This window comes from Amycolatopsis methanolica 239, from assembly GCF_000739085.1.
GTDB classification, from domain to species: domain Bacteria; phylum Actinomycetota; class Actinomycetes; order Mycobacteriales; family Pseudonocardiaceae; genus Amycolatopsis_E; species Amycolatopsis_E methanolica.
The window spans coordinates 3584849-3605570 of sequence record NZ_CP009110.1 but is presented as its reverse complement, the minus strand read 5'-3'; the positions used below and the strand labels follow the sequence as shown (position 1 = coordinate 3605570).

Below are 20722 nucleotides of genomic sequence, written 5' to 3'. Positions count from 1 at the left end.
TCACCGGCATCCCGAGGCGCCGTTCCCGCGGCGTCTCAAACCCAATTCGCTGGAAGCCATGCGGCGAGTCGAGACGACGCGGTGTTGCCGGTGCGTACGCGGTTTTCGATAGGCGGACGATATCCGGCGGTGAGCGGGCCCGCGGCCGTGTCACCGCCGGCTTCGTGACCTTGTGGTCAGCTCTGCGGCAGGTTCTCCCACAGGCCCACGACGTTGCCCTCGCTGTCGGCGAAGTACGCGTAGAACCCCATGCCAGGGATCTCGGTGCGCCCGACCACCTTGGATCCGCCGAGCTGCTCGATCTTCTGCAGAGCCTCGTCGATGCTCGCCACGTCGATGGTGATCACCGGGCTCTTGGGTGCGGACTCCGCGCGCGCGAACATGCCGCCGTTGATGAAACCGGGCTCGCTCGGCATGCCCTGCTCGGAGGTGGGGCCGGTGGCCAGGCTCGTGTAGTTCATCTCGGGCATCTCGGTGACGTTCCAGCCGAACGCCTCGCGGTAGAAGCCGCGGGCTCGCTCGCCGTCGTCGAAGGGGATCTCGAAGTGGACGATCCTGCCGCTCATCGAAGCCTCCTGCCTTGGCTCGAACCGGGCCATCGACGCTAGGCCCGGCAGCCCGGCGGCGGACAGAGGATTTGGTCCCACGCGTCACCTGGTCAGGTCGTTCTGCCGGCACGGACGGGTGTTCGCAGGCGCTGTCGATCTTCCGACCGCCGAGCATGGGTACCGGAGCGACGGACGCGAAAGGACCGTGCGATGGCGATGAAGCTGCAGAGCCGCTGGCGGCGTCTGCTCGACCAGCACCCGGTCTGGCAGGACGAGGACGACCTGGACAACCTCGCCTTCGACCCGCCGCGCGAGTCCCTCAAGGACCACAGCGAGTGCCCGATCGCCCCCACGTGCGACGGCTGCGGCGCGACCGCGGGCCTGCGGGTCGCGACGTCGATGTTCAGCCGCCCCGGCGGGTACGACGTGGCGTGCGCGACGGTGTGCGAGCAGTGCGTGGGACGGCCGTTCCTGTTCCTGCTGACCGAGCGGCAACTGCGCTGCGCCTTCGACGCGCACAGCACGCACCTCCCCCGCGCCTAACCGACCGGCATCTGACCCACCGGCAGCGGATACGGCGAGATCACCGGCAGGTACGGCTCCGCGTCCCACCCGAGCGCGCGGATCCGGGCCTCGCTGCGGCGGCCGCTGATCACCGCGAACAGCTCGGCCCGCGGCGCGGTCAAGGTCGCGGCCGGCTCGCCCTCCCCCAGCACCCACTCCTCGTCGCCGTCGGTGAGGCGCAGCGCCGGCACGCCCCGCCGCACGAGGCGGGTGTGCAGCCAGTTCCGGAAGACCGCGAACCCGAGCCGGGTGACCGGCGCCGCCGGGTCGCTCGCCGCGCCGAGGGCCTCGCGCAGGTCTTCCAGGTGCACGCCGTGGTCGTCGAACTCGCGCAGCTGCGCCGCGGGGTCGAGGTGGGCGCGTCGGGCCACCTGGTCCGCTGTCCAGCGGTCACGAGCCGCGGCCAGCTCGGGGTCGGTCCAGGCGTCGGCGGCTTCCGGGAAGTACGTGCCCCCGCACGGTTTCCTCCGCGACACCAGTGAGATGCGCCAGCAGGTCCCGCACGGTCCACTCCGGACACGCGGGCACTGGCGCGGCCAGGGCGCCGGGCCGGTCCTCGACCAGCGAGCGCGCCCGGCGGAGCCCGTCCTCGTAGGCCCACGCGGTAGTCCACCGCGCGATCCGGGCCGGGGTGTGCACCGCGGAGGGCCGGACCCGCTTGGTGAAGGTGTCCAGGAAACCCTGCGCCGCCACGGGATCGGCGGCGAGTCCGGCGTAGTGCGCGTTCGCGCCGGGCGAGGAGAACCGGGCCAGACGGAAGGACCACTCGTAGTGCTCGGCGGCCCGCTCGTCGCGCCAAGCGCCGTACCCGGACAGGCCGGACCCGTCGTCCAGGGAGGCCTGGTGTACGGCGTCGCCGAGCAGCGCCCAGCCGGGGCCCGCGGCCTGGCGGTAATGGCCGCACATCATCGTTTCCGGCACCACGAAGGCGTTCGCGGAACGGGTGTACGTCGACCAGGCGTTCCAGTTCGGGCACGGCCTCGGCGTGCCGGCCCAGGGCGAGGTCGGCTTCGATCCGGCTTTCGGTGGCGACCAGGCGGAGTTCGTCCAGGCGGGCGGTCTCGGCCTCGGCGACCAGCGGCGCGTGGAGGTCCTCGAGCACCCGGCCGCGCCACAGGTAGAGTGCCTGCCGCAGCAGCGTGGCGGCCCGGGACGCGTCGCCGAGGCCGAGTGCTTCCCGCCCGAGCCCGACGAGTTGTTCGAAGCGCGCCGCGTCGAGCTGGGCTGGGTCGGCGAGCAGGCTGTAGCCGGAGCGGCGGGTGGCCAGCGCGCCGGACGCCCCGGCCTCGGCGAGGCGGCGCCGCAGGTGGGAGACGTGGGTGCGGAGGGTGACTTCGGCTCCGGCGGGTGGCGCCGCGCCCCACAGCGCCTCGGCGAGACGGCCTGGCGGGACGAACTGGTTGAGGTGGAGCAGCAGGACGGCCAGCAGCTCCCGCCGTTTCGGCCCGCCGAGCGCGATGGACTCCCCACCGGCGGCGACGTCGAGCGGGCCGAGGATCCCGAACCGCAGGGCCGCCGGTGAGGAGGTGTCACCGGCGGTGGCCGCCGCGCTGGTTCGGGGCGTCATCAGAGCAAACTACGTCGCGGGACGGTGCTCCGGGAGGGGTGCGGCGGACGGTGGCTCCACGGCTGAGTCCTCAGACGTCTGCGGTGCTACCGTGCGCGCATGACGGAGCTGCGCCGTGGACCGGTCGTGCCCCAGGTGGCGAGCCTGCTGCGGCAGCGGATTCACCGCGGCGACTGGCGCCCCGGCGACCGGCTGCCCAACGAGGTCCAGCTCGCCGCCGAGTTCGGGGTCGGGCGGTCCTCGGTGCGGGAGGCGGTCCGCCTGCTCGCGCAGGACGGGCTCCTGGACGTGCGCCACGGCTCCGGCACCTTCGTCGCCGCCGGGACGGCCGGCACCAGCGACGTGCGCCGGCTGGTGCGGCGCGCGCGGGTGCTGGAGGTGTACGAGGTCCGCCGCGCGCTGGAGGTCGAGGCGGCGCGGCTCGCGGCGCAGCGGGTCCGGCCCGAGGACATCGAGCGCCTGCGCGCGGACCTGCGGAAACGACAGGACGAGCGCGGCGGCGACCCGGCGGTGTTCGTCGACGCCGACCTCGCCTTCCACCGCGCCGTCGTGGAGCTGTCCGGCAACGCGCTCCTGCTGAGCCTGTTCACCGCCGCCGAGCCGGTGCTGCGGCAGATCCTCACCGACCTGGTCCGCCACGAGACGCAGCTGCCGGACTCCTCCGCCGCCCACGCCGACCTCCTGGACGCCCTCGAACGCGGCGACCCCGACGCGGCCGTCGCGGCCACGGTCGCCAACCTCGACCCCGTCCTCCGCGGCCTCGGCTCAGCTCTCGCCTAACCCGGCCAGCACGTCCGCGGCGGGCAGGCACGCGATGCCCATTCCGGCCAGCTCACGGTCGGCCGCCGCGGCCCAGCCGGAGATCGCGTCGCGCACCGCGACCGTGCGGAAGTCCCGCTCTGTCGCGTCGACGAGCGTCGAGCGCGGGCAGTTCGGGTAGTTGCAGCCGGCCACCACGACGGTCGTCACACCCGTGGCACGCAGGTGCTCGCGCAGCCGCGTGCCGTAGAAGGCGCTCCACCGCGGCTTGTACATCGCGTGCTCCCCGGGCCCGAACTCCTGGAACTGACCCGCCAGCAGCGCCTCGTGGTCCAGCTGCCCGCCGAGGTCGTCCGCGAGCTGCGAACCCGCCGACCCCGGCACCGCACCCCGGGCCGGGACGCGCGCCGGGGTCGGCGTTGCTGCCGTCGGCAGGTAGAGCCGCACGACGTGCACGACCGGCCGCCCCGCCGCGCGGAACGCCGCGGTCAGCCGCCGCACGGCCGGGAGCACCGCGCGGGTGCCGGGGACGTCCAGGAAATCGCGTTGCAGGTCGATGGTCAGCAAGGCGCTGCGGGAGAACTCCGGTCGCGTGTGCTCGTCCATGCCGCGCGACGCTACGAGGCCGCGCCGCCGTCCGGCTTGTACGTCATTGCGCGCGAAACTGCCCGGTGTGGCCCCGAAAACCCGGCGGAAGTGCCGGTGCAGGTGCGACTGGTCGTGGAACCCGCTGTCCGCGTCCGCCCGCGCGACCGGGTGCGGCGAGCAACTGCTGCGCGTGCCGCAGGCGCAACTGCAGCAGGTAGCCGTGCGGGGTCACGCCCGTGGCCCGCCGGAACGCACGCAGCAGCCGGAAACGCGGCATCCCCGCCAGCGCCGCGAGCTCGTCGAGACTGGGCGTGTGCTGGAGGTCGTCCGCCAGCGCCCGCCGCACCCGCCGTACCGCCGCGGGTTCCGCCGGCTCTGCCACCGCGGCGCCGGAATACCGCGTCAGCACCGTTGAAAGCGTTTCCTCGAGGGTGTGCAGCGGCGCCGCGGCGCGGTGCAGGCGGACCAGCCGACGTGCGAGGGCGGGGTCGTGCGGGGTGACCGCGGTGAATCGCGGCCGGTGCCCGGCCAGTTCCGCCAGCAGCTCGGGCGGCACGTAGGAGACGCGGTAGTCCCAGCCTTCGGCGATGGCGGGGTGGCCGGCGTGGATGGCTTCGGCGTCGATGAGCAGCAGGCTGCCCGCGGGCGCGTGCTCGGTGCCGCCGCGGTAGCGCACCGCCTCGACTCCGCGTTCCACGGCCGCGATCGCGTACTCGCTGTGAGCGTGCGGAACGAAGTGGTGGCTGTGGAAGGACGCGGTGACGAGCCGGATGCCCGCCGGTCCGTAGCGGTGTTCGACCCGGTCAGCCACGGCGGGCCACGAGCGCGGTCGCGTCCAGCTCTTCCGAGGTCACGGTTCGCGCGGTCAGCCCGGCGCCGGTGGCCGCCTGCACGAGCGCGGGGGCCTGCCGTTCGCTGGTCTCGATCAGCAGGTGACCGCAGGGGGCGAGCCAGTCCGGCGCGCCGGCGACGACACGGCGCGCGATGTCCAGCCCGTCCGCGCCGCCGTCGAGGGCGAGCTGCGGTTCGTGCAGACGGGCTTCCGGCGGCATCAGCACGACCGCGTCGGTGGGCACGTACGGGACGTTGACCACCAGCAGGTCCACGCGCCCGCGCAGCTCGGCGGGCAACGCCTCGTACAGGTCGCCTTCGTGGACCTCGCCCGGCACGTTGCGGCGCGCGCACCGCACCGCCGCCGGGTCGAGGTCGGCGGCGTGCAGCTCGGCGAGATCGAGCTCCGCGGCCAGCGCGGCGCCCAGCGCGCCGGAACCGCAGCACAGGTCCACCACCACCGGCCGCGGCGGGGCCAGCCGCACCGCCTCCTCGACGAGCAGTTCGGTGCGGCGCCGGGGCACGAACACGCCCGGCTCGACGTGGATGCGCAGGCCGCGGAACCCGGCCCAGCCGAGGACCTGCTCGAGCGGTTCGCCGGCGACCCGGCGGGCGGTCAGGGCGTCCAGCTCGGGCCCGGAGGCGGCCTCCAGCAGCAGCCGGGCCTCATCCTCGGCGAACACACAGCCGGCCGCCCGCAGACGGGTCACGAGAACGGTTTCGACATCGACGGACACGACAAGCGCCTTTCCGGGGAACGGGCGCCCGCGACTCACTCGTCGCCGGAGGGGAGCACCCGGGTTGCTGGCACGGAAACGGGTCTCACCTCCTCGGTCGGTCGTGTGATCACCGTACCGCGCCGCCTCAGCGGTGGTGAACTCGTTGATCGGCGTGGTGACCCCGGCGGTGGCGGCGGGTCCAGCAGCTGTTTCGCCAGGCCGGCGACGAGCGCCTGCGTGCGGCCGGACTGTCGATGGCCCAGTACGCGGTGTTGCGCCAGCTGGCCGACCACCCGGAGGTCTCCTCCGCCGAGCTCGCGCGGCTGTGCTTCGTCACCCGGCAGTGGCTCGGCGAGGTGCTCGCCGAGCTGCGCCGCGCCGGGCTGGTCACCGTGGGCGAAGGCGCCTCCGGCCGGGTGCGTCCCGTGCGCCTGAGCGACACCAGGCGCGCCCGGCCGGCCGACGTCGAGGACCGGATGCTCGCCGGACTCGGCGACGGCGACCGGCGGCGGCTGGCCGAGCTGCTCGCCCGCTGCGCGGACAACCTCACTCCGGGCGGCGGGTCTCCGGCCGGTCGATGATCCGCAGCCAGGTGTCGTCCGGCTGCCGCCGCGCGACCTGCACCCGCCCCCCGGTGTTGTCGGCAGGCCGGGTCGAGCACAGCGCCAGGTCGCCGTAGTAGACCGTCGGCATCGGCTCCTCGACCTGGAACTCGCCGCCCTGCTCCACCAGCCGCTCCAGCACCTCGCGGATCGCGTCGCGGCCGACCGTCTGCGACCCGGGCGGGAACGCCAGCACCGCGTTTTCCGCGTACAGCTCGGACAGCGCTTTCGCGTCCCGGGAGTTGGCCCGCTCCGCGAACATCACGGCGAGGTCTTCTGGTGTCCTGGCCTTGTCGATCACTTGTCGCTCCTTTCTTCTGACACCAGCCTGTCCCCACCTCGGTCAGAAGTCCAAGAGCTGGTAGGTCTCGCGACTAGATTCAACGCTTATGGAACTGCGGCAGCTCGAGTACTTCGTGACGGTCGCCGAGGAGGGCAACTTCACCCGCGCCGCCAAACGCGTGCACGTCGCCCAGCCCGGCGTGTCGGCGCAGGTCAGGCGGCTGGAGCGGGAGCTGGGGCACGAGCTGCTGGACCGGTCCGGGCGTACGGTCCGGCTCACCGAGGTCGGCGCCGCGGTCCTCCCCTACGCCCGCGCGGCCCTGGCTGCCGTCGCCGGGGCGCGGCTGGTCGCCGACGAGTTCCGCGGCCTCGTCCGGGGCAGGGTCGCGTTCGGCATGGTCACCTCGCACAACTTCGACGTGCCCGGCCTGCTCGCGAGCTTCCACGAAGACCACCCGGGCGTGGAGATCACGCTCGTCGAAGCCCGCTCCGTCGAGCTGGCCGCCGGCATCCGCGACGGCCGCCTCGACGCGGCGATCATCAGCCTCGCCACCGACGAACGCCCACCCGGCCTGGACGTCCTCGTCCTCACCGACCAGGCCATCACCGCCGCCGTCGGCCTCGACGACCAGTGGGCCGGGCGTGCCGAGGTCCCGCTCGCGGACCTGCGGGAGCGGCCGCTCATCAGCCTGCCCGCGGGCACCGGGCTGCGCGCACGCCTCGACGAAGCCTGCGCCGCGCGCGGCATCACCGCGCGGATCGGGTTCGAGGCCGGTCACCCCATGGTGCTGGCCGACCTCGCCGCCCGCGGGCTGGGCGTGGCGATCCTGCCGGACTCGGTCGCCACCGCGCGCCCCGACCTGCACCCGATCCCGATCACCGACCCGCCGATGCGGGGGTGCCTGGCCCTCGCGTGGCGTGCGGCCGGCCCGGCGAGCCCTGCGGCACGGGTGTTCCTCAACCGCGCCCGCGCGGCGCTGTGAAATCGGGAAAATGGGTTCGCCCCGCTGGCTAGGGTGAGGACTATGCCCGCTGAACAGCCCGCCTGGCGGCCCTCCGACACCGAGTTGTTCACCACCTACGGCGACGCGTTCGTCCCGCGCCGGCGCGAGCAGATCACGACCGTCTGCGACCTCCTCGACGGCATCCCCGACCCGCACGTGCTCGACCTGTGCTGCGGCGAGGGTCTGCTGTCCGAGGAGTACCTGCGCCGCGGCCCCGCCTGCCGCGTCACGCTGCTCGACGGCTCGCCGGAGATGCTGGACAAGGCCGCCGCCCGGCTCGCGCCCTTCCCCGGGCGGTGGCAGCGGGTTCAGGCGGACATCCACGACTGCGGCTGGCGGCGCGGCCCGGTCGGCGGCGTGATGACCTCGCTCGCGGCGCACCACCTCGACGGCCCCGGCAAGCACGCGTTGTACCGCGACCTGCACGACATGCTCGTGCCCGGCGGGGTGCTCGTCATGGCCGACCTGGTCGAACCCGTCGGCGCCCGCGCCCGCGAGGTGGCCGCCGCGCACTGGGACCGGGCCGTGCGCGAGGCGGGCGGCGACGAAGCGGCGCAGGCGTTCGAAGGCGCGGAGTGGAACTACTTCCGCCTGCCCGGCCCGGACCCGGTCGACACGCCATCCTCGGTCGCCGAGCACCTGACCTGGCTCGCCGACGCCGGGTTCGCCGACGTGGACCTGGTCTGGCTGCACGCCGGGCACGCGATCTTCACCGCAACCCGCCTCTGAAAGGACGACGCATGTTCACCGGCCTGTCCGCCTTCCCGCTCACCCCGGTCACCGGATCCGGCATCGACACCACCGCCTGCGCCCGGCTCGTCTCGCGCCTCGCCGCGGCCGGGGTCGACTCGATCGGCGCGCTGGGCTCCACCGGTTCCTACGCGTACCTGACCCGCGAACAAGCGCCGAAGCGGCCAAGATCGCCGTCGACGCGGCGGCGGGCACCCCGGTGATGGTCGGCATCGGCGCCACGGCCACCAGTCAGGTCCTCGCGCTGGCCGAGAACGCCCAGAACGCGGGCGCGGCTGCGGTGCTGCTCGCCCCGGTCAGCTACCAGCCCCTCACCGACGACGAGGTGTTCGGGCTCTACGAGGACGTGACCCGCGAACTGTCGGTGCCGCTGTGCGTCTACGACAACCCGCGCACCACGCACTTCCAGTTCAGCGACGAACTGCACAGCCGAATCGCCGCACTGCCGAATGTGGGCTCGATCAAGATCCCCGGCGTGCCCGCCGACGCCAACGGCCAGGGTGGACGCGCTGCGTGCGCTCGTGCCGGACACCGTCACGATCGGCATCGGCGGCGACGCGGTGGCCGCCACCGGCCCGGCCGCCGGCTGCGACGTCTGGTACTCGGTCCTGGGCGTGCCTGTTCCCGGACACCGCGCGGGCCGTCATGCGCGACGCGGCCGAGTCGGAGCGCCTGCGGCCGCTGTGGGACCTGTTCGCCCGCCACGGCAGCATCCGGGTCGTCGCCGCCGCGGCCACCCACCTCGGGTTGACCGGCGAACGCGTCCTGCCCCGCCCGCTGCGCGAACTCGACGGAGCGGCCCGCGACGAGGTCGTCACCACGCTGAACGCGCTCGGCCTCTAGACCGCGGACTGGTCCTCCGGCGGGTTGCGCCGCACCCGCCGGCTGCGCCACGCGCTCGCCAGCCGGGAGTGCGGCTGCCACTCCAGCCCGTTGGGCAGGTTCCACCGGAACTTCACCGCCGCCAGGCGGAACAGCAGCGCGCCCACGACCCCAGCCACGACGCCTACCAGCGGGGCGCCCAGGTAGTGGCAGATGACCATCGTGGCCGCGACGGCCGCCGCCACCGTGCCGTACAGCGCGTTCCCGCCGAACACCGCGGGCACCCGCCGCAGCAGGATGTCCCGCAGTGCGCCCCCGCCGACCGCCGTCGTCGTGCCCAGCAGGATCGCCGGCAACCAGCCCAGCCCGGCGGCCAGCGTCTTCTGCGCCCCGGTGACCGCCCAGAATCCGATCACCGCTGCGTCCAGCGCCGTGAACAGCTTGTCCCACGCGTTCTCGCTGATCGAGATCGCGAACGACAGCAGCGCGCCGGCCAGCGCGGTCGGCAGGTAGGCGTAGTCGGTCAGCGCGACCGGTGTGCCGTGCTGCAGCAGCGTGTCCCGGATGACCCCGCCGCCCAGCCCCGACACGCTGCCCACCACGAGGAACCCGAACAGGTCCAGCCGCTCGCTCCGGGCGATCGCGCCGCCGAGGATCGCGCACGCGAACACGCCCGCCAGATCCAGGTAGCGCGTCACCTGGTTGATCGCTTCGATGGTCGTTCCGTCCACCCCGGCACCCTAGTCCGCAGTGGACGGAGGATCAGGACACCGCGAGGCACTCCGCGCAACGCGGCACGTCCGCACCGCCGGGGACGTGCTCGATCGCGGTCCAGATGCGGCGCCGCTCACCACACCGCGCGATCCGGTACCCCAGGAACGGCTGCTCGTCGGCGAACAGGTGGGCGCGCCGCTCGTCCGCGAACGGGGCAGGCACGTCCGGGACGAACCACGGCAGCGCCTCGAACAGGCTGAGCTGGTCCTTCGCCGTCACCGCCGGTCGTACTCCGCGCGCGCCCGGTCCACCTCGGGCATGTGCTCCTCGGCCCACTCCTTGAGGTGGCGCATGATGCCGAGCAGCGACCGGCCCAGCGGCGTGAGCTCGTAGTCGACCCGCACCGGCACCGACGGGGTCACCGTGCGGCTCACCAGTCCGTCCCGCTCGAGGTGGCGCAGCGTCTGGGTCAGCATCTTCTGGCTCACCCCGGCGATCCGCGCGGACAGCTCGGAGTACCGCATCCGGCCGGTCAGCCCCAGCGCGACGATCACCAGGCTCGCCCACTTGTCGCCGATCGTGTCCAGCAGCCGACGGCTGGGGCAGTTCGCGGCGAACGCGTCGAACCGCGCGGGCCGCTCGGTGACCTCCATGGCGCACCTCCGGGTGCCTACCCGACTTCGCAGTGCCTACTTCCCAACGGAGAGTAGGTCCCCGATGGTCGTGCTGTCCACGCAAGGGAAGGAACACCATGACTCTCGCACTCGTGTCCCGGCCCGACGGCACCGCGCTGGTCGCCGAAGAGGTCACGCTGCCCGCGCTCGCGCCCGGCGAGCTGCGGGTCCGGGTCACCGCCGCCTCGATCGACCCTGTCGACGTCCTCCTCGCCGCCGGGCCTGCCCGCGCGATCTTCGGGTTGACCGGCACCGTCGGGCTCGGCATGTCGCTGACCGGCGTGGTCACCGAGACCGCGGACACCGCCTTCGCGGCAGGCGACCCGGTCGCCGCGCTGCATCCCGACTTCGCCGCGCCGGTCCGCGCGCACGCCACCGAGACCGTCCTGCCCGCGTCGGCCGCCGCGCGGCTGCCCAACGGCCTCGATCCGGTCGCCGCCGCCTCCCTGCCGGTCAACGCCCTGACAGCCACGGAGCTGGTGGACGGCCTGGGGCCCGCCGACGGGCGGAGCGTGCTGGTGACCGGCGCCGCCGGGGGTGTCCGCGGGTATGCCGTCGCGCTGGCCGCCCATGCCGGCTGGACCGTGACCGGCCTCGCCCGCGAAACCGACCGGGCCTTCGTGCTGCGCGCCGGGGCGCGCGGGCTGGTCACGCAGGTGCCGGGCCCGTCGTTCGACGCCGTGGTCGACGCCGCCGTGCTGCACCTGGCGGGATTGCCCGCGCTTCGCGACGGCGGGGCGGTCGCCGGCGTGCCCTCGGCGTCTCCGGCGAGCCCGGAACGGGACATCTCGATATCGATCTCGAGCGTCCGGCCCGACGGCGCCCGTCTCGCCGGTTTGCTCGACCTGGCCGCGTCCGGGGTGCTGGAGTTGCGGATCGCCGGCCGCGTGCCGCTGGCCGACGCCGCCGTCGCCTATGACAAGGTGGCCGGTGGCGGCCAGCGCGGCCGGTGGCTGCTCGTGCCGTGACCGGTCAGGCGCGGTCCCACTTCGCGCCGAGCGCGAGCAGCTCGTCGCGGTGCTCCAGCCGCGCGACCCACGCCTGCGGCCAGGCTCCGGCGCCGTGGTGGGCGCCCGCGAACGCGCCGGCCAGCGCGGCGATCGAGTCCGAGTCGCCGGACGTGCAGGCGGCGCGCCGCAGGGCGAGCACCGGGTCGGCGGGGAACAGCAGGAAGCACAGCAGCCCCGTGGCCAGCGCCTCCTCGGCGACCCAGCCCTCGCCGGTGGCCAGGCACGGGTCGGTGTCCCGGTCGGCGTCGCGCACCGCCGCGTCCAGGCGGTCCAGGGCGGCCAGGCACTCGTCCCAGCCGCGGGCGATGAACTGCTCCGGCGAGGAGTCACCAGCGCGCGTCCACAGGTCGCCCAGCCACCGCTCGTGGTAGGTCTCGCGGTGCCGGACAGCGTAGTCGCGCAACGCCCCGGGCAGCCCGGCCGGTTCGGCGCCCTCGGCCAGCAGGTGGACGGCATACGCGGTGAGATCGGCGGCGGCGAGCCCGGTGGGGTGCCCGTGCGTGAGGCCCGCCTGCAACTGGGCGGCGCCAGGGCGCTCTTCGCCGTCGATCCCGGGCAGCAGGCCCAGCGGCGTGACGCGCATGTTCGCCCCGCAGCCCTTCGAGGTGATCTGGCTGGCCTCCGGCCACGGGTGACCGGCCTCCAGCAGGCGGCAGGCCCGCAGGCAGGTGGCGCCGGGGGCGCGGTTGTTCTCGGGCGAGCGCAGCCAGGAGACGAACTCCGCCCGCAACGGCGGCTCGAACCGCTCCGGGTCCAGCTCGCCCCGCACGGCCGCGCGGGCGACCGCCAGCGCCATCTGCGTGTCGTCGGTGATCAACGCGACCGGGCCGGGCAGGTCCATCTCGGGCCACGGCCCGTGCGCGGCGAGGATCGCCGGCACACCCTGGAACTCGGTCGGCGCGCCGAGCGCGTCGCCCAGAGCGAGGCCCAGCAGCGAGCCGGTGGCCGGTTGCGTGGTCATGAACGTCGTCCTTCCGTCGGTCGGAGTAGCGGCGGGTGCAGCGTGGCGGCGCCACCGGCCCGGTACAGCGCGGCGGGTTTGCCGCGCCCGCCGGTCAGCCGGGACGCGCCTGCCACGGGCGTGACGAACCCCGGGGTGGCGAGCACCTTCCGCCGGAAGTTGGCCGGGTCGAGACCGGTCCCCCACACCGCCTCGTAGACCAGGCGCAGCTCGCCGAGCGTGAACTCGGGCTCGCAGAACTCCGTGGCCAGGCCGGTGCGTTCGAGTTCCCCGCCGATGCGGTGGTGGGCGTCGGCCAGGATGCGGTCGTGGTCGAAGGCGAGCGCCCCCTGCTCGCCGAACGGCACCCAGGCGGCGCGGGCCGCGTCCCCGCCGCCGGCAGGCTCCGGCGCGCCCGGCACGAGCGCGGCGAAGGCCACCGACACCACACGCATCCGCGGATCCCGGTCCGGCTCGCTGTAGGTGCGCAGCTGTTCCAGGTGGAGCCCCGCGACCTCGGCGAATCCGGTCTCCTCGGCGAGCTCCCGCCGGGCCGCGGCCTCCGCCGACTCGTCCGGCCTCAGGAACCCGCCCGGCAACGCCCACCACCCCGCGAACGGTTCCGAGCCGCGCTCCACGAGCAGGATCCACAGCCGCCCGGCGCGCACCGTGAACACCGCGAGGTCGACAGTCACCGCGAAGGGCTCGTACGCGTGCTTGTCGTACATCCGCCCCCCTTATTGGTCCCATTGACTATAAACCATCCGCCGCCGGGGCGTGACGCCGAGCGCGGTGACGGCGTCCTGCTGGCTAAGGCAGCTCCTGGAGCTGCTCTTAGTCAGCGCGCTGACCCCTGAGGCCGGCACTTCTGGGCCCCTCGGTCAAACCGCGGCCGGGCCGCTGTCGGCCAGCAGGGCGCGCAACCGGGCAGGTAGGTCCGCCCCGGGGTCGGCCAGTGCGGTCAGCACGCCCTCCCTCAGGGCGGACAGCCGGGCCGTCGTGGCGTCGGCCGTGCGGGTGGCCGTCGTGGCGGTGGCGCGGGCTTCGGTGGCCGCTGTTTCGGCCCGGGCGGCCGCTGTGGCCAGCTCGGCGGCGCGTTCGCGGGCGGCGTTCAGCGCTGTCTCGTGTTGTTCGCGTAGCGCCGCGATTCGCTGGTCGTGCTCGGCCTGCCATCGCTCGCGGTCCTGGCGGTGCTTCGCGCGTTCCTCGGTCAGCGTCCGGTCGTGGCGGGCGCGGAGCTGTTCGAGGTCCTCGTGGTGCTGCGTCGCCAGGTCGCGCAGGTCAGTCTCGAGTTGCCGGACGCGGGCGTGGGCGGCTTCGGCTTCACTGGCGCGGGCGGCCGCCGCGGCGGTGAGTTCCTCGATGCGGGCGGCCGCGGTCTCCGCAGCTTGGCGGTGCTGGGTTTCGAGCTGGTCCAGCCGTTCCCGCAGCTGGCGGATCTCGCCCTCGGCGGTCAGCCGGTCGGCGATCGCGCGCTGGGCCTGGCTCCGGTCGGCCGCGGCGCGCTCCTCGGCTTCCGCCGCCCGCTTGTCGGCGGCCTCCGCCCGGTCGGCTGCTTCGGCGGCCGCCGCGTCGGCGTCGGCGGCACGCTGCTCCGCGGCGTCCGCCCTGGCCTCGGCGTCCGCGCGGGCGGTTTCGGCTTCCGTGACCCGCTCACGGGCCTCGGCGATCTCGGCGTCGAGCCGCCCGTCCAGCGCGGCGAGGGTCTGCTGCAACGGCGCGATCTCCGCCAGGGCGCGGCTCACGTCCCGGCCGACCGCGGCCACGTCCAGCCCCGGCATGGCCGGTCCGTAGGCGGCGTACGCGATCTGGTCGGCCTCGTCCAGCCGCGCGCACGTCACCTCACGGCCGCGTTCGTCCACCGCCCACACCGTCGTGCAGTACTCCCCCGGCCGCCCGCCACGCGGCCCCGGCTGCTTGCGCGGATGCCGTCGGCAGTACCGGCACAGCGCCGGATCGGACACGGCCTCACGGCTTCCAGTGGCGTCTCTGCGAGGCGGTGGTGGGGGCGTCTCCTGCATAACCGCAGGTTACCAGTTCGCGTTAGATAACCAATACCTGAGGTTGGATTAACTCAACTAGAACTAGAATGTGGCCGCGATAATCACGGTTATCGCGGATGCGAGATGGACAGACGGAGGTCGTGGAAAAGCCGGGATCGTCACTGTGACGAAACGGCCCCGGCTCAGGAGTAGTCCGACTACCGCCGCCGAGATTGCCTCCGGAGGGCCGTGACCGCCTCCGTGCATCAGGAGAACCTGAGGCAGAATCCCGGACGTGACCGGCGACGACACCATCGAGCTGGCGCCGTTCGCGCCGCGTCCGCTGCCTGCCCGCGAGCCGGCCCCCGACGCGCTGCGGGCCTGGCTCGACGAGGCGGTCGCCGAACTGCCCGCGCTACCCGGGAAGCTGACGGACCGGCACGGGCCGCGGGCGATCACTCACGCCTGGCTGCTGGCGATGAAGAGCCACCAGACCCGCCGTTCCTACTGGCGCGGTATCGGGTTGTGGCTGTCCTACTGCGACTGGCACCGCGTCGACCCGCTCGCCGCCCGCCTCGCCGACGTGCGGGACTGGATCGCCCTGCTCGACCCCGGCAGCCCGGTCACCCACAACGCCCGCCTGGCCGCCGTCAGCTCGTGGTACACCGAGCTGATCGACAACCGCGTCCACGACGACAACCCGGCGCGGCTGGTCCCCCGCCACAAGCGCGACCAGGAGTCCCAGACCCGCGCCCTCACCTACGAGGAACTCCTCGCCCTCCTCGGCCACGCCCGGGACCGCGCCGCGCAGCTTGGCACCGAAGCCGCGCTGCGCAACCTCGCCATCCTGGAGATCATGGCCACCACAGCGGTGCGGTCCGGCGCGATCCTGCACGCCCGCTGCGGCCCGGACGGCGACCTCGGCGTCGACCACGGCCACCGGATCCTGCGCTACGTCAACAAGGGCGGGCACCGCAAGACCGCCGACATCCTCGGCCGCGCCGACGCCGCCCTCGGCGACTATCTGGCCGCCCGCGCCGCCCGCGAAGGCAAAGCGGTCGCCGAGCTGTCCGGCTGGCTGTTCGCCACCCGCACTGGCACACCACTGACCTCCCGCGACCTCGGCAACCTTCTGCGCGAGACCGCGCGCGGCGCAGGTCTGGACCAGCCCGACGACGTCGTCCCGCACTCGCTGCGGCACACCGTCCTGACCCTCGGCTACGAGCAGGGCGTCTCGGTCGAGGACCTGGCCGACCTCGCTGGGCACGAAAGCGTTGCCACCACACTGATCTACGTGCGCCGCAGCCGGCGACGGCAGACCACGCAGATGCTTGCCGACCTCACCGGCGGAACCACGGCCGAGCCGGCGGAACCCGCCGAACAGCGCCACCTGCGGCTGGTGCGCGACGCGTGACTTGACACCGTGCCCGCGGCGTGACTGACTACCCCCCGTGCACAACTCAGTTCTGACCGGGTTCTCCTACCTCGAATGCCCGCGCTGGCACGAGGACCGCATCTGGTTCGCCGACTTCTACACCCACCTCGTGCAGTCCAGCCTCGAGGACGGCAGCGATCTGCGGGTCGAGGCCGAGGTGCCCGGTCAGCCCTCCGGGCTCGGCTGGCTGCCCGATGGGCGCCTGCTGGTCGTCTCGATGCGTGACGCCCGCCTGCTCCGCCGCGAGCCCGACGGCACCCTGGTCACCCATGCCGACCTGTCGGCCCACGTGACCGGGCACCCCAACGACATGGTCGTCGACGCCCAGGGACGGGCTTACGTCGGCAACTTCGGGTTCGACCTGATGAACGGCGCCCCGGTCGCGCCGGCGAACCTGCTGCGCGTCGACCCCGACGGCAGCGTCACCGTCGTCGCCGAGGACCTGTGGTTCCCCAACGGCAGCGTTATCACCGACGACGGGGTGCTGCTGGTCGACGAGACCTTCGGCAACCGGGTGACCGCCTTCGACATCGCTGCCGACGGGTCACTGACCAACCGCCGGGTGTGGGCGAAGTTCGGCGAACCGCTCACCGAGCGCGAGTTCGAGAAAGCGCTTCCACAGATCGCCGTCGCGCCGGACGGCTGCTGCCTGGACGCGGACGGCGCCCTGTGGGTGGCCGATGGCGTCGGCGGCAGGCTGCTGCGCGTCCGCGAGGGCGGCGAGATCGCCGACGAGATCCGGCCCGGCACCGGGGTGTTCGCCTGCATGCTGGGCGGCGCCGACGGCCGCACCCTGTTCGCGTGCGCGGCGCCGGACTTCAACGAGCACGCCCGCAAGGACGCGCGGGAAGCGAGCCTGCTCGCCTTCCGCGTGGAGGTGCCGCGCGCCGGGCGCCCCTGAGGGCGTCGTGGTCCGGCGTCCGCACGGGGATCGCGGGCGCCGGACCGACCAGGGCGACCAGGGCGACCAGGGCGAGTCTGACAAAGATCGCGGTTGGTGGTTGGGATGCTGCTGGCCATGGCGCGGTGTCAGATGCTCTCGGATGAGCAGTGGCATTGATCAGGGACTTGTTGCCAGTGGCGGGCGAGCACGGACCGGGTTCGCGGCGAGGAGGCCTGCTCCTCTCGCGCCATCCGCACACACCTCTACGACAAACCCGCCGCCCCCTACCGCGCCGCCATCCTCATCCACGAGGTCATCACCTGGACAAAGACCTCGCCAGACACGCCCTAGCCCCAGACGGCCGTGACTTCGGCGACCGCCCGCGCGGCCTGGTCGAACCCGGCGCGCGCGGCTGCTTCGCGGACCGTCGGGTCCAGCAGGTTCGGCCCGATCGCCTCGGCCGCCGCCGCGTCCGGTGCGACCACCAGCACCGCCGCGCCGTCTCGCCGCAGCGCCGCCGCCTGGTCGTCCAGGTCGGTGCTGCCGGGCACCTCGGTCACCCGCAGCACGAGCACCCGGTCGCAGCCGGCGGCGAGGTCGGCGTTCTCCATCGAGCGCACCCCGCCGTCGATGTAGCGACGGCCGTCGATCGTGACCGGTGGCCAGGTGCCCGGCACCGCGCAGCTGGCCGCGACCGCGTCCACCAGGGACACCCCGGACTCCGCGGTGAACACCCGGTCGCCGCCGGTCGCCGCGTCCACCGCGACGATGTGCAGCGCCGCCGCGGGCCACTCGTGGACCGGCAGGCGCGCCTCGATCACCTTCAGCCGGTCGGCCTCCGGCACGGTTCGCGCCGCCAGGGCCAGCTCGCCGATCCGCCGCCGCGCGTCCTCCGCGTTGGTCGCGCCGCTCACCGCCGCGCCGAACATCTCCGCGATCGTCTCGGCGTCGACGTCGGCCGGGATCTCCGGTGACTGCAGCGCCGGATCCACCTGTCGCTGGAACAACTCCGCCAGCGCGGTGCCGTTGGTGATCTGCGCCGCCACCGTCGATCCCGCGGAGGTGCCGATGAACCGGTCCGCGCCGAGAACGTCCACTCCGGACTCCGACAAACCGTGCAACAGACCGGTTTGCCACGCGATTCCGGCCACCCCGCCGCCACCGAGCACAAGCGCACGCGTCATGCGCCGATCCTAGGCTCCCGCGTGGCGCCCGCGAGAGTGCCGTTGACGAGGAGCAGCCAGGTCCCGCACACGCATCGGCGATAGTCCAGGCGGCCTGCCGACACCGGATGGCTCGATCCGGCGCGGACGAGTTCGGACAGCGGCCACTGGCAGCGGGGGCAACGTTCGTCGGTCATGACCCCAGCGTGCTGTAATGGGTCAGTGCACTTCAACCCTTACGGAGGGCCGGCCGCGCAGGTCGCGGCGGGGCTGGTCAACATGCCCGGCGCCACCGCGGCCGAGCTGCTGCGGATGATGCGCGAGGTGGGCATGTCGCTGACCCGGCTCACCGAAGCCGAAGCGGCTCAGGCGCGGGCGTGGGGAGGCCGGATCCGCGCGGTGTTCGCCGAACCCGATGCGGACCGGCGGATCGACCTGGTCAACGAGCTGCTCGCGGAAACCGCGTGCCGTCCGTTCATCTCCCGCCATGACGGCCTGCCCGCGCACCTGCACTACGCCGGCGAAGACGACACCCTGACCCGCCGGATCCGGGCCTTCACCGCGGGCGGCCTGGCCCACCTGCTGTGCGAGGACGCCGGGCGGATCGGCGCCTGCGCCCGCGAGGGCTGCGAATTCGTCTTCGTCGACACCTCCCGCAACGGCCGCCGCCGGTTCTGCTCCACCCGCTGCGCGACCCGCGTCCACGTCGCCGAACACCGGGCCCGCGCCACGTAGGTGCCGCGCGTCACACCGCGCCATGTCACGAACGGACCGGCACCTTCCATCTCGTGGTCGTCAACAGCCGATGAGGAGGCGACAACGATGACCACCCACAAGGTTCTGGTGCTGGGCGCGGGGTACGCGGGCACGGCCGCGGCGATCCAGCTCGCGGCACGCACCAAGGGACGCGACGACGTCGAGGTGACCCTGGTGAACGCGCACGAGACGTTCACCGAGCGGCTGCGGCTGCACCTGACCGCAACCGGGCAGCAGGTCGCCGAGCTGAGCATCCCGGAACTCCTGGACGGCACGGGCGCGCGGTTCGTGCGGGGCTGGGTCACCGCGCTCGACCCGGACACCAGGACCGTGCGCGTCGACGACGACCGGGTGCTGCACTACGACACGCTGGTGTACGCCCTCGGCGGCGTGGCCGACACCGTCACCGTGCCGGGCGTCGAGGAGCATGCGCAGACCCTGAACAGCCCGGAGGATGCCGAAGTGCTGGCCGGCCGGCTGGCGCGCCTGGAGCAGGGCACGGTCGTGGTCGCGGGCAACGGGCTCACCGGTGTCGAGTCGGCCGCGGAGATCGCCGAGCAGCACCCGCGGCTGCGGGGCGTCCTGCTGGGCCAGGGCGAGCCGGGCGCGGCGATGAACCGCAAGGCCCGGCCCACCTCCAGGCCGCGCTCGAGCGGCTGGGTGTCGAGGTGCGCGCCGGGGTGGAGGTGACCAAGGTGCTCCCGGACGCCGTCGAACTGGCCGGCGGCGAGACGATCCCCGCCGACGTCGTCCTGTGGACCAGCGGGACCCGCGCCGCGCCGCTCGCGGCCGCCGCCGGGCTGGCCGTCGACGACCGCGGCCGCGTGATCGCTGACGCGACCCTGCGGTCGGTCTCGCACCCGAACGTCCACGCGGTCGGTGACGCGGCCGCCATCAGCCAGGGCTACGGGGTCCTGCACGGCACCTGCCAGAGCGGGATGCCGACCGGCGTGCACGCCGCGGTGTCGATCGTCCGCGCCCTGGCGGGCAAGGAGCCCAAGCCGTTCCGCTTCGGCTACTACCACACCCCGGTCAGCCTGGGCCGCCACGACGCGGTCGTGCAGTTCACCCACCCCGACGACAGCCCGCGGCGGATCTGCCTGACCGGCAGGCTGGCCGCCCGGTACAAAGAAGCGGTGACCGCCTCGCCCTGGCCGACGTACCTGCGCATGAAGTAGATGCCCGCCTCGGGCGCGTTCTGGCCCCGCGGCGGCCGCTTCACCCGGGTCAGGCGATGACCGAGGCGTTCCACCAGCACCGCAACCTGCTGTTCGCCGTGGCCTACCGGGTCCTCGGCAGCGCCGCCGACGCCGAGGACGTCGTGCAGGACGCGTGGATCAAGTGGTCCGCCGCGGACCGCTCCCAGGTCGCCGACCCGAAGGCCTACGTGGCGCTGGAACGCCTGCGCTCGGCCCGGCACCAGCGGGAGACCTACGTCGGGCCTTGGCTGCCGGAGCCGATCCTCACCACCGGTGACAGCGCGGACGCGGTCGCCGGCGCGGACTCGGTGTCCACGGCGATGCTGGTGGTGCTGGAGACGTTGAGCCCGCTCGAACGCGCGGTGTTCGTGCTCAAGGACGTGTTCGGGTTCAGCCACGCCGAGATCGCCGAGGCGGTCGACCGTTCGGAAGCGGCGGTGCGGCAGGCCGCGCGCCGGGCGCGCGAGCACGTGCGCGCCCGCCGCCCGCGGTTCCCGGCCGACCGCGCGAAGCAGCGCGCGGTCACCGAGCGGTTCCTCGCCGCCGCGACCGGCGGCGACGTCAACACCCTGTTGGAACTGCTGTCCCCGGACGTCACGCTGTGGACCGACGGCGGCGGTAAGGTCCGCCAGGCCCTGCGCCCGGTCGTCGGGGCGGAGACGGTGGCAGGCTGGTTCGCCGCCATCGGCACCGTCACCTACCAGGGCGTCGCGCCCGCGGACGTGGTCACGGAACTGACCGAGATCAACGGCGGCCCCGGGCTCGTCTTCCGCGGCCCGGACCGCGTGCTGGCCACGGTCACCTTCGACTTCGACGCCGAGGGGCGCATCGCCACGCTGCACAACGTGGCCAACCCGGACAAACTCGGCGCGGTCGCGGGCGGCACGGTGCACGGTCTCGGGCCGGCCGGGACAGTCGCCTAAAGTGCTG

General features: G+C 73.7%; 29 protein-coding genes and 2 pseudogenes. 15 read left to right on the top strand and 16 right to left on the bottom strand.

The window, feature by feature from the left end; translation table 11 throughout:
- Positions 1–176: 176 nt before the first annotated feature.
- Positions 177–566: a VOC family protein gene (locus tag AMETH_RS17465; RefSeq protein WP_017982410.1), complete on the bottom strand. Its 390-nt coding sequence runs from the start codon at positions 564–566 to the stop codon at positions 177–179.
- A 192-nt stretch (positions 567–758) separates the two neighbouring features.
- Between AMETH_RS17465 and AMETH_RS17460 the strand changes: the two genes are divergently transcribed.
- Positions 759–1091 (top strand): hypothetical protein, encoded by a 333-nt coding sequence (locus AMETH_RS17460; RefSeq protein ID WP_017982409.1) that lies wholly within the window; start codon positions 759–761, stop codon positions 1089–1091.
- On the opposite strand, the gene AMETH_RS35840 is transcribed toward AMETH_RS17460, so the two are convergent.
- The 3 genes and pseudogenes from AMETH_RS35840 to AMETH_RS42625 all read right to left on the bottom strand — a co-directional run.
- Entirely contained in the window at positions 1088–1483 is a 396-nt protein-coding gene (locus tag AMETH_RS35840; RefSeq protein WP_017982408.1) for a maleylpyruvate isomerase mycothiol-dependent enzyme family protein, read from the bottom strand. The two genes, AMETH_RS17460 and AMETH_RS35840, sit on opposite strands and share 4 nt — an antisense overlap.
- 19 nt (positions 1484–1502) lie before the next feature.
- Positions 1503–2021, bottom strand: a complete 519-nt coding sequence (locus AMETH_RS35835; RefSeq protein ID WP_223843174.1) for a maleylpyruvate isomerase N-terminal domain-containing protein — start codon at positions 2019–2021, stop codon at positions 1503–1505.
- A gap of 70 nt (positions 2022–2091) precedes the next feature.
- A pseudogene (locus tag AMETH_RS42625) lies at positions 2092–2679 on the bottom strand (AfsR/SARP family transcriptional regulator); the annotation flags it as partial.
- A 99-nt stretch (positions 2680–2778) separates the two neighbouring features.
- On the opposite strand from AMETH_RS42625, the gene AMETH_RS17445 reads away from it, so the two are divergent.
- The gene (locus tag AMETH_RS17445; RefSeq protein ID WP_017982405.1) at positions 2779–3459 is read left to right on the top strand and encodes a FadR/GntR family transcriptional regulator; all 681 of its coding nucleotides are present in this window, start codon (positions 2779–2781) and stop codon (positions 3457–3459) included.
- Here AMETH_RS17445 and AMETH_RS17440 read toward each other — a convergent pair.
- The 3 genes from AMETH_RS17440 to AMETH_RS17430 are packed head-to-tail and all read right to left on the bottom strand — an operon-like array spanning position 3445 to position 5594.
- On the bottom strand, positions 3445–4044 hold the full coding sequence (locus AMETH_RS17440) for a cysteine hydrolase family protein (protein ID WP_017982404.1): 600 nt from the start codon (positions 4042–4044) through the stop codon (positions 3445–3447). The genes AMETH_RS17445 and AMETH_RS17440 overlap by 15 nt on opposite strands.
- Positions 4045–4087: 43 nt before the next feature.
- The gene (locus AMETH_RS17435) at positions 4088–4837 is read right to left on the bottom strand and encodes an AraC family ligand binding domain-containing protein (RefSeq protein ID WP_051079406.1); all 750 of its coding nucleotides are present in this window, start codon (positions 4835–4837) and stop codon (positions 4088–4090) included.
- Positions 4830–5594: a putative protein N(5)-glutamine methyltransferase gene (locus tag AMETH_RS17430; protein ID WP_017982403.1), complete on the bottom strand. Its 765-nt coding sequence runs from the start codon at positions 5592–5594 to the stop codon at positions 4830–4832. The genes AMETH_RS17435 and AMETH_RS17430 overlap by 8 nt, the downstream gene beginning before the upstream one ends.
- A 236-nt stretch (positions 5595–5830) precedes the next feature.
- Here AMETH_RS17430 and AMETH_RS17425 point away from each other — a divergent pair, with 236 nt between their 5' ends.
- On the top strand, positions 5831–6157 hold the full coding sequence (locus tag AMETH_RS17425; protein WP_017982402.1) for a MarR family winged helix-turn-helix transcriptional regulator: 327 nt from the start codon (positions 5831–5833) through the stop codon (positions 6155–6157).
- Here the strand turns inward: AMETH_RS17425 and AMETH_RS17420 are convergent.
- Positions 6123–6479, bottom strand: a complete 357-nt coding sequence (locus tag AMETH_RS17420) for a YybH family protein (RefSeq protein WP_017982401.1) — start codon at positions 6477–6479, stop codon at positions 6123–6125. The genes AMETH_RS17425 and AMETH_RS17420 overlap by 35 nt on opposite strands.
- Positions 6480–6567: 88 nt before the next feature.
- Here AMETH_RS17420 and AMETH_RS17415 point away from each other — a divergent pair, with 88 nt between their 5' ends.
- From AMETH_RS17415 to AMETH_RS40245, 5 genes and pseudogenes are all read left to right on the top strand, one after another.
- On the top strand, positions 6568–7443 hold the full coding sequence (locus AMETH_RS17415) for a LysR family transcriptional regulator (RefSeq protein ID WP_017982400.1): 876 nt from the start codon (positions 6568–6570) through the stop codon (positions 7441–7443).
- Positions 7444–7485: 42 nt separating this feature from the next.
- On the top strand, positions 7486–8193 hold the full coding sequence (locus tag AMETH_RS17410) for a class I SAM-dependent methyltransferase (protein WP_017982399.1): 708 nt from the start codon (positions 7486–7488) through the stop codon (positions 8191–8193).
- Positions 8194–8204: 11 nt separating this feature from the next.
- On the top strand, positions 8205–8417 hold the full coding sequence (locus AMETH_RS40255; RefSeq protein WP_026153120.1) for a hypothetical protein: 213 nt from the start codon (positions 8205–8207) through the stop codon (positions 8415–8417).
- A pseudogene (locus AMETH_RS40250) lies at positions 8417–8620 on the top strand (dihydrodipicolinate synthase family protein); the annotation flags it as partial. The gene AMETH_RS40255 and the pseudogene AMETH_RS40250, both read left to right, overlap by 1 nt.
- A 239-nt stretch (positions 8621–8859) precedes the next feature.
- Positions 8860–9057: a hypothetical protein gene (locus AMETH_RS40245; RefSeq protein ID WP_026153119.1), complete on the top strand. Its 198-nt coding sequence runs from the start codon at positions 8860–8862 to the stop codon at positions 9055–9057.
- Here the strand turns inward: AMETH_RS40245 and AMETH_RS17400 are convergent.
- The 3 genes from AMETH_RS17400 to AMETH_RS17390 are packed head-to-tail and all read right to left on the bottom strand — an operon-like array spanning position 9054 to position 10403.
- Positions 9054–9767, bottom strand: a complete 714-nt coding sequence (locus AMETH_RS17400) for a trimeric intracellular cation channel family protein (protein ID WP_017982398.1) — start codon at positions 9765–9767, stop codon at positions 9054–9056. The genes AMETH_RS40245 and AMETH_RS17400 overlap by 4 nt on opposite strands.
- A gap of 31 nt (positions 9768–9798) precedes the next feature.
- Entirely contained in the window at positions 9799–10029 is a 231-nt protein-coding gene (locus AMETH_RS17395; protein ID WP_017982397.1) for a hypothetical protein, read from the bottom strand.
- Positions 10026–10403: a winged helix-turn-helix transcriptional regulator gene (locus tag AMETH_RS17390; protein ID WP_017982396.1), complete on the bottom strand. Its 378-nt coding sequence runs from the start codon at positions 10401–10403 to the stop codon at positions 10026–10028. The genes AMETH_RS17395 and AMETH_RS17390 overlap by 4 nt, the downstream gene beginning before the upstream one ends.
- A gap of 98 nt (positions 10404–10501) precedes the next feature.
- Between AMETH_RS17390 and AMETH_RS17385 the strand changes: the two genes are divergently transcribed.
- The gene (locus AMETH_RS17385) at positions 10502–11392 is read left to right on the top strand and encodes a zinc-binding dehydrogenase (RefSeq protein ID WP_017982395.1); all 891 of its coding nucleotides are present in this window, start codon (positions 10502–10504) and stop codon (positions 11390–11392) included.
- A 4-nt stretch (positions 11393–11396) separates the two neighbouring features.
- On the opposite strand, the gene AMETH_RS17380 is transcribed toward AMETH_RS17385, so the two are convergent.
- The 3 genes from AMETH_RS17380 to AMETH_RS17370 all read right to left on the bottom strand — a co-directional run bounded on the left by AMETH_RS17380 (position 11397) and on the right by AMETH_RS17370 (position 14338).
- Positions 11397–12395 (bottom strand): ADP-ribosylglycohydrolase family protein, encoded by a 999-nt coding sequence (locus tag AMETH_RS17380; protein ID WP_017982394.1) that lies wholly within the window; start codon positions 12393–12395, stop codon positions 11397–11399.
- The gene (locus tag AMETH_RS17375; protein WP_017982393.1) at positions 12392–13102 is read right to left on the bottom strand and encodes an NUDIX hydrolase; all 711 of its coding nucleotides are present in this window, start codon (positions 13100–13102) and stop codon (positions 12392–12394) included. Before AMETH_RS17375 ends, AMETH_RS17380 begins: the two co-directional genes overlap by 4 nt.
- A 153-nt stretch (positions 13103–13255) precedes the next feature.
- Positions 13256–14338 (bottom strand): coiled-coil domain-containing protein, encoded by a 1083-nt coding sequence (locus tag AMETH_RS17370; protein WP_017982392.1) that lies wholly within the window; start codon positions 14336–14338, stop codon positions 13256–13258.
- 313 nt (positions 14339–14651) lie between these two features.
- Between AMETH_RS17370 and AMETH_RS17365 the strand changes: the two genes are divergently transcribed.
- Together AMETH_RS17365 and AMETH_RS17360 are read left to right on the top strand one after the other, a co-directional pair.
- Positions 14652–15770: a tyrosine-type recombinase/integrase gene (locus tag AMETH_RS17365; RefSeq protein WP_017982391.1), complete on the top strand. Its 1119-nt coding sequence runs from the start codon at positions 14652–14654 to the stop codon at positions 15768–15770.
- A gap of 37 nt (positions 15771–15807) precedes the next feature.
- Entirely contained in the window at positions 15808–16692 is an 885-nt protein-coding gene (locus tag AMETH_RS17360) for an SMP-30/gluconolactonase/LRE family protein (RefSeq protein WP_017982390.1), read from the top strand.
- 329 nt (positions 16693–17021) lie between these two features.
- Here AMETH_RS17360 and AMETH_RS17355 read toward each other — a convergent pair whose 3' ends face one another.
- Positions 17022–17858, bottom strand: a complete 837-nt coding sequence (locus tag AMETH_RS17355; protein ID WP_017982389.1) for a patatin-like phospholipase family protein — start codon at positions 17856–17858, stop codon at positions 17022–17024.
- Complete coding sequence (locus AMETH_RS36920; protein ID WP_081617550.1) at positions 17855–18034, bottom strand: hypothetical protein; 180 nt, start codon at positions 18032–18034, stop codon at positions 17855–17857. The genes AMETH_RS17355 and AMETH_RS36920 overlap by 4 nt, the downstream gene beginning before the upstream one ends.
- A gap of 25 nt (positions 18035–18059) precedes the next feature.
- Here AMETH_RS36920 and AMETH_RS17350 point away from each other — a divergent pair, with 25 nt between their 5' ends.
- From AMETH_RS17350 to sigJ, 4 genes are all read left to right on the top strand, one after another.
- The gene (locus tag AMETH_RS17350; RefSeq protein WP_017982388.1) at positions 18060–18572 is read left to right on the top strand and encodes a CGNR zinc finger domain-containing protein; all 513 of its coding nucleotides are present in this window, start codon (positions 18060–18062) and stop codon (positions 18570–18572) included.
- A gap of 87 nt (positions 18573–18659) precedes the next feature.
- A complete protein-coding gene (locus AMETH_RS41555) occupies positions 18660–19283 on the top strand; it encodes an FAD-dependent oxidoreductase (protein WP_267283436.1) in 624 nt (207 codons plus the stop codon).
- On the top strand, positions 19280–19771 hold the full coding sequence (locus AMETH_RS41550; protein WP_267283435.1) for an FAD-dependent oxidoreductase: 492 nt from the start codon (positions 19280–19282) through the stop codon (positions 19769–19771). Before AMETH_RS41555 ends, AMETH_RS41550 begins: the two co-directional genes overlap by 4 nt.
- A gap of 56 nt (positions 19772–19827) precedes the next feature.
- Positions 19828–20715 carry an RNA polymerase sigma factor SigJ gene (sigJ, locus tag AMETH_RS17340; protein ID WP_017982387.1) on the top strand — a complete coding sequence of 296 codons (888 nt, stop codon included), beginning with the start codon at positions 19828–19830 and terminating at the stop codon, positions 20713–20715.
- Positions 20716–20722 lie beyond the last annotated feature (7 nt).

Bases quoted from the DNA above. Each gene is read 5' to 3' on its own strand.
- AMETH_RS17465 (WP_017982410.1), bottom strand. From the start codon at position 566: ATGAGCGGCAGGATCGTCCACTTCGAGATCCCCTTCGACGACGGCGAG.
- AMETH_RS17460 (WP_017982409.1), top strand. From the start codon at position 759: ATGGCGATGAAGCTGCAGAGCCGCTGGCGGCGTCTGCTCGACCAGCAC.
- AMETH_RS35835 (WP_223843174.1), bottom strand. From the start codon at position 2,021: ATGATGTGCGGCCATTACCGCCAGGCCGCGGGCCCCGGCTGGGCGCTG.
- AMETH_RS17445 (WP_017982405.1), top strand. From the start codon at position 2,779: ATGACGGAGCTGCGCCGTGGACCGGTCGTGCCCCAGGTGGCGAGCCTG.
- AMETH_RS17440 (WP_017982404.1), bottom strand. From the start codon at position 4,044: ATGGACGAGCACACGCGACCGGAGTTCTCCCGCAGCGCCTTGCTGACC.
- AMETH_RS17425 (WP_017982402.1), top strand. From the start codon at position 5,831: ATGGCCCAGTACGCGGTGTTGCGCCAGCTGGCCGACCACCCGGAGGTC.
- AMETH_RS17415 (WP_017982400.1), top strand. From the start codon at position 6,568: ATGGAACTGCGGCAGCTCGAGTACTTCGTGACGGTCGCCGAGGAGGGC.
- AMETH_RS17410 (WP_017982399.1), top strand. From the start codon at position 7,486: ATGCCCGCTGAACAGCCCGCCTGGCGGCCCTCCGACACCGAGTTGTTC.
- AMETH_RS40255 (WP_026153120.1), top strand. From the start codon at position 8,205: ATGTTCACCGGCCTGTCCGCCTTCCCGCTCACCCCGGTCACCGGATCC.
- AMETH_RS40245 (WP_026153119.1), top strand. From the start codon at position 8,860: ATGCGCGACGCGGCCGAGTCGGAGCGCCTGCGGCCGCTGTGGGACCTG.
- AMETH_RS17390 (WP_017982396.1), bottom strand. From the start codon at position 10,403: ATGGAGGTCACCGAGCGGCCCGCGCGGTTCGACGCGTTCGCCGCGAAC.
- AMETH_RS17385 (WP_017982395.1), top strand. From the start codon at position 10,502: ATGACTCTCGCACTCGTGTCCCGGCCCGACGGCACCGCGCTGGTCGCC.
- AMETH_RS17380 (WP_017982394.1), bottom strand. From the start codon at position 12,395: ATGACCACGCAACCGGCCACCGGCTCGCTGCTGGGCCTCGCTCTGGGC.
- AMETH_RS17375 (WP_017982393.1), bottom strand. From the start codon at position 13,102: ATGTACGACAAGCACGCGTACGAGCCCTTCGCGGTGACTGTCGACCTC.
- AMETH_RS17355 (WP_017982389.1), bottom strand. From the start codon at position 17,858: ATGACGCGTGCGCTTGTGCTCGGTGGCGGCGGGGTGGCCGGAATCGCG.
- AMETH_RS36920 (WP_081617550.1), bottom strand. From the start codon at position 18,034: ATGACCGACGAACGTTGCCCCCGCTGCCAGTGGCCGCTGTCCGAACTC.
- AMETH_RS41555 (WP_267283436.1), top strand. From the start codon at position 18,660: ATGACCACCCACAAGGTTCTGGTGCTGGGCGCGGGGTACGCGGGCACG.
- sigJ (WP_017982387.1), top strand. From the start codon at position 19,828: ATGACCGAGGCGTTCCACCAGCACCGCAACCTGCTGTTCGCCGTGGCC.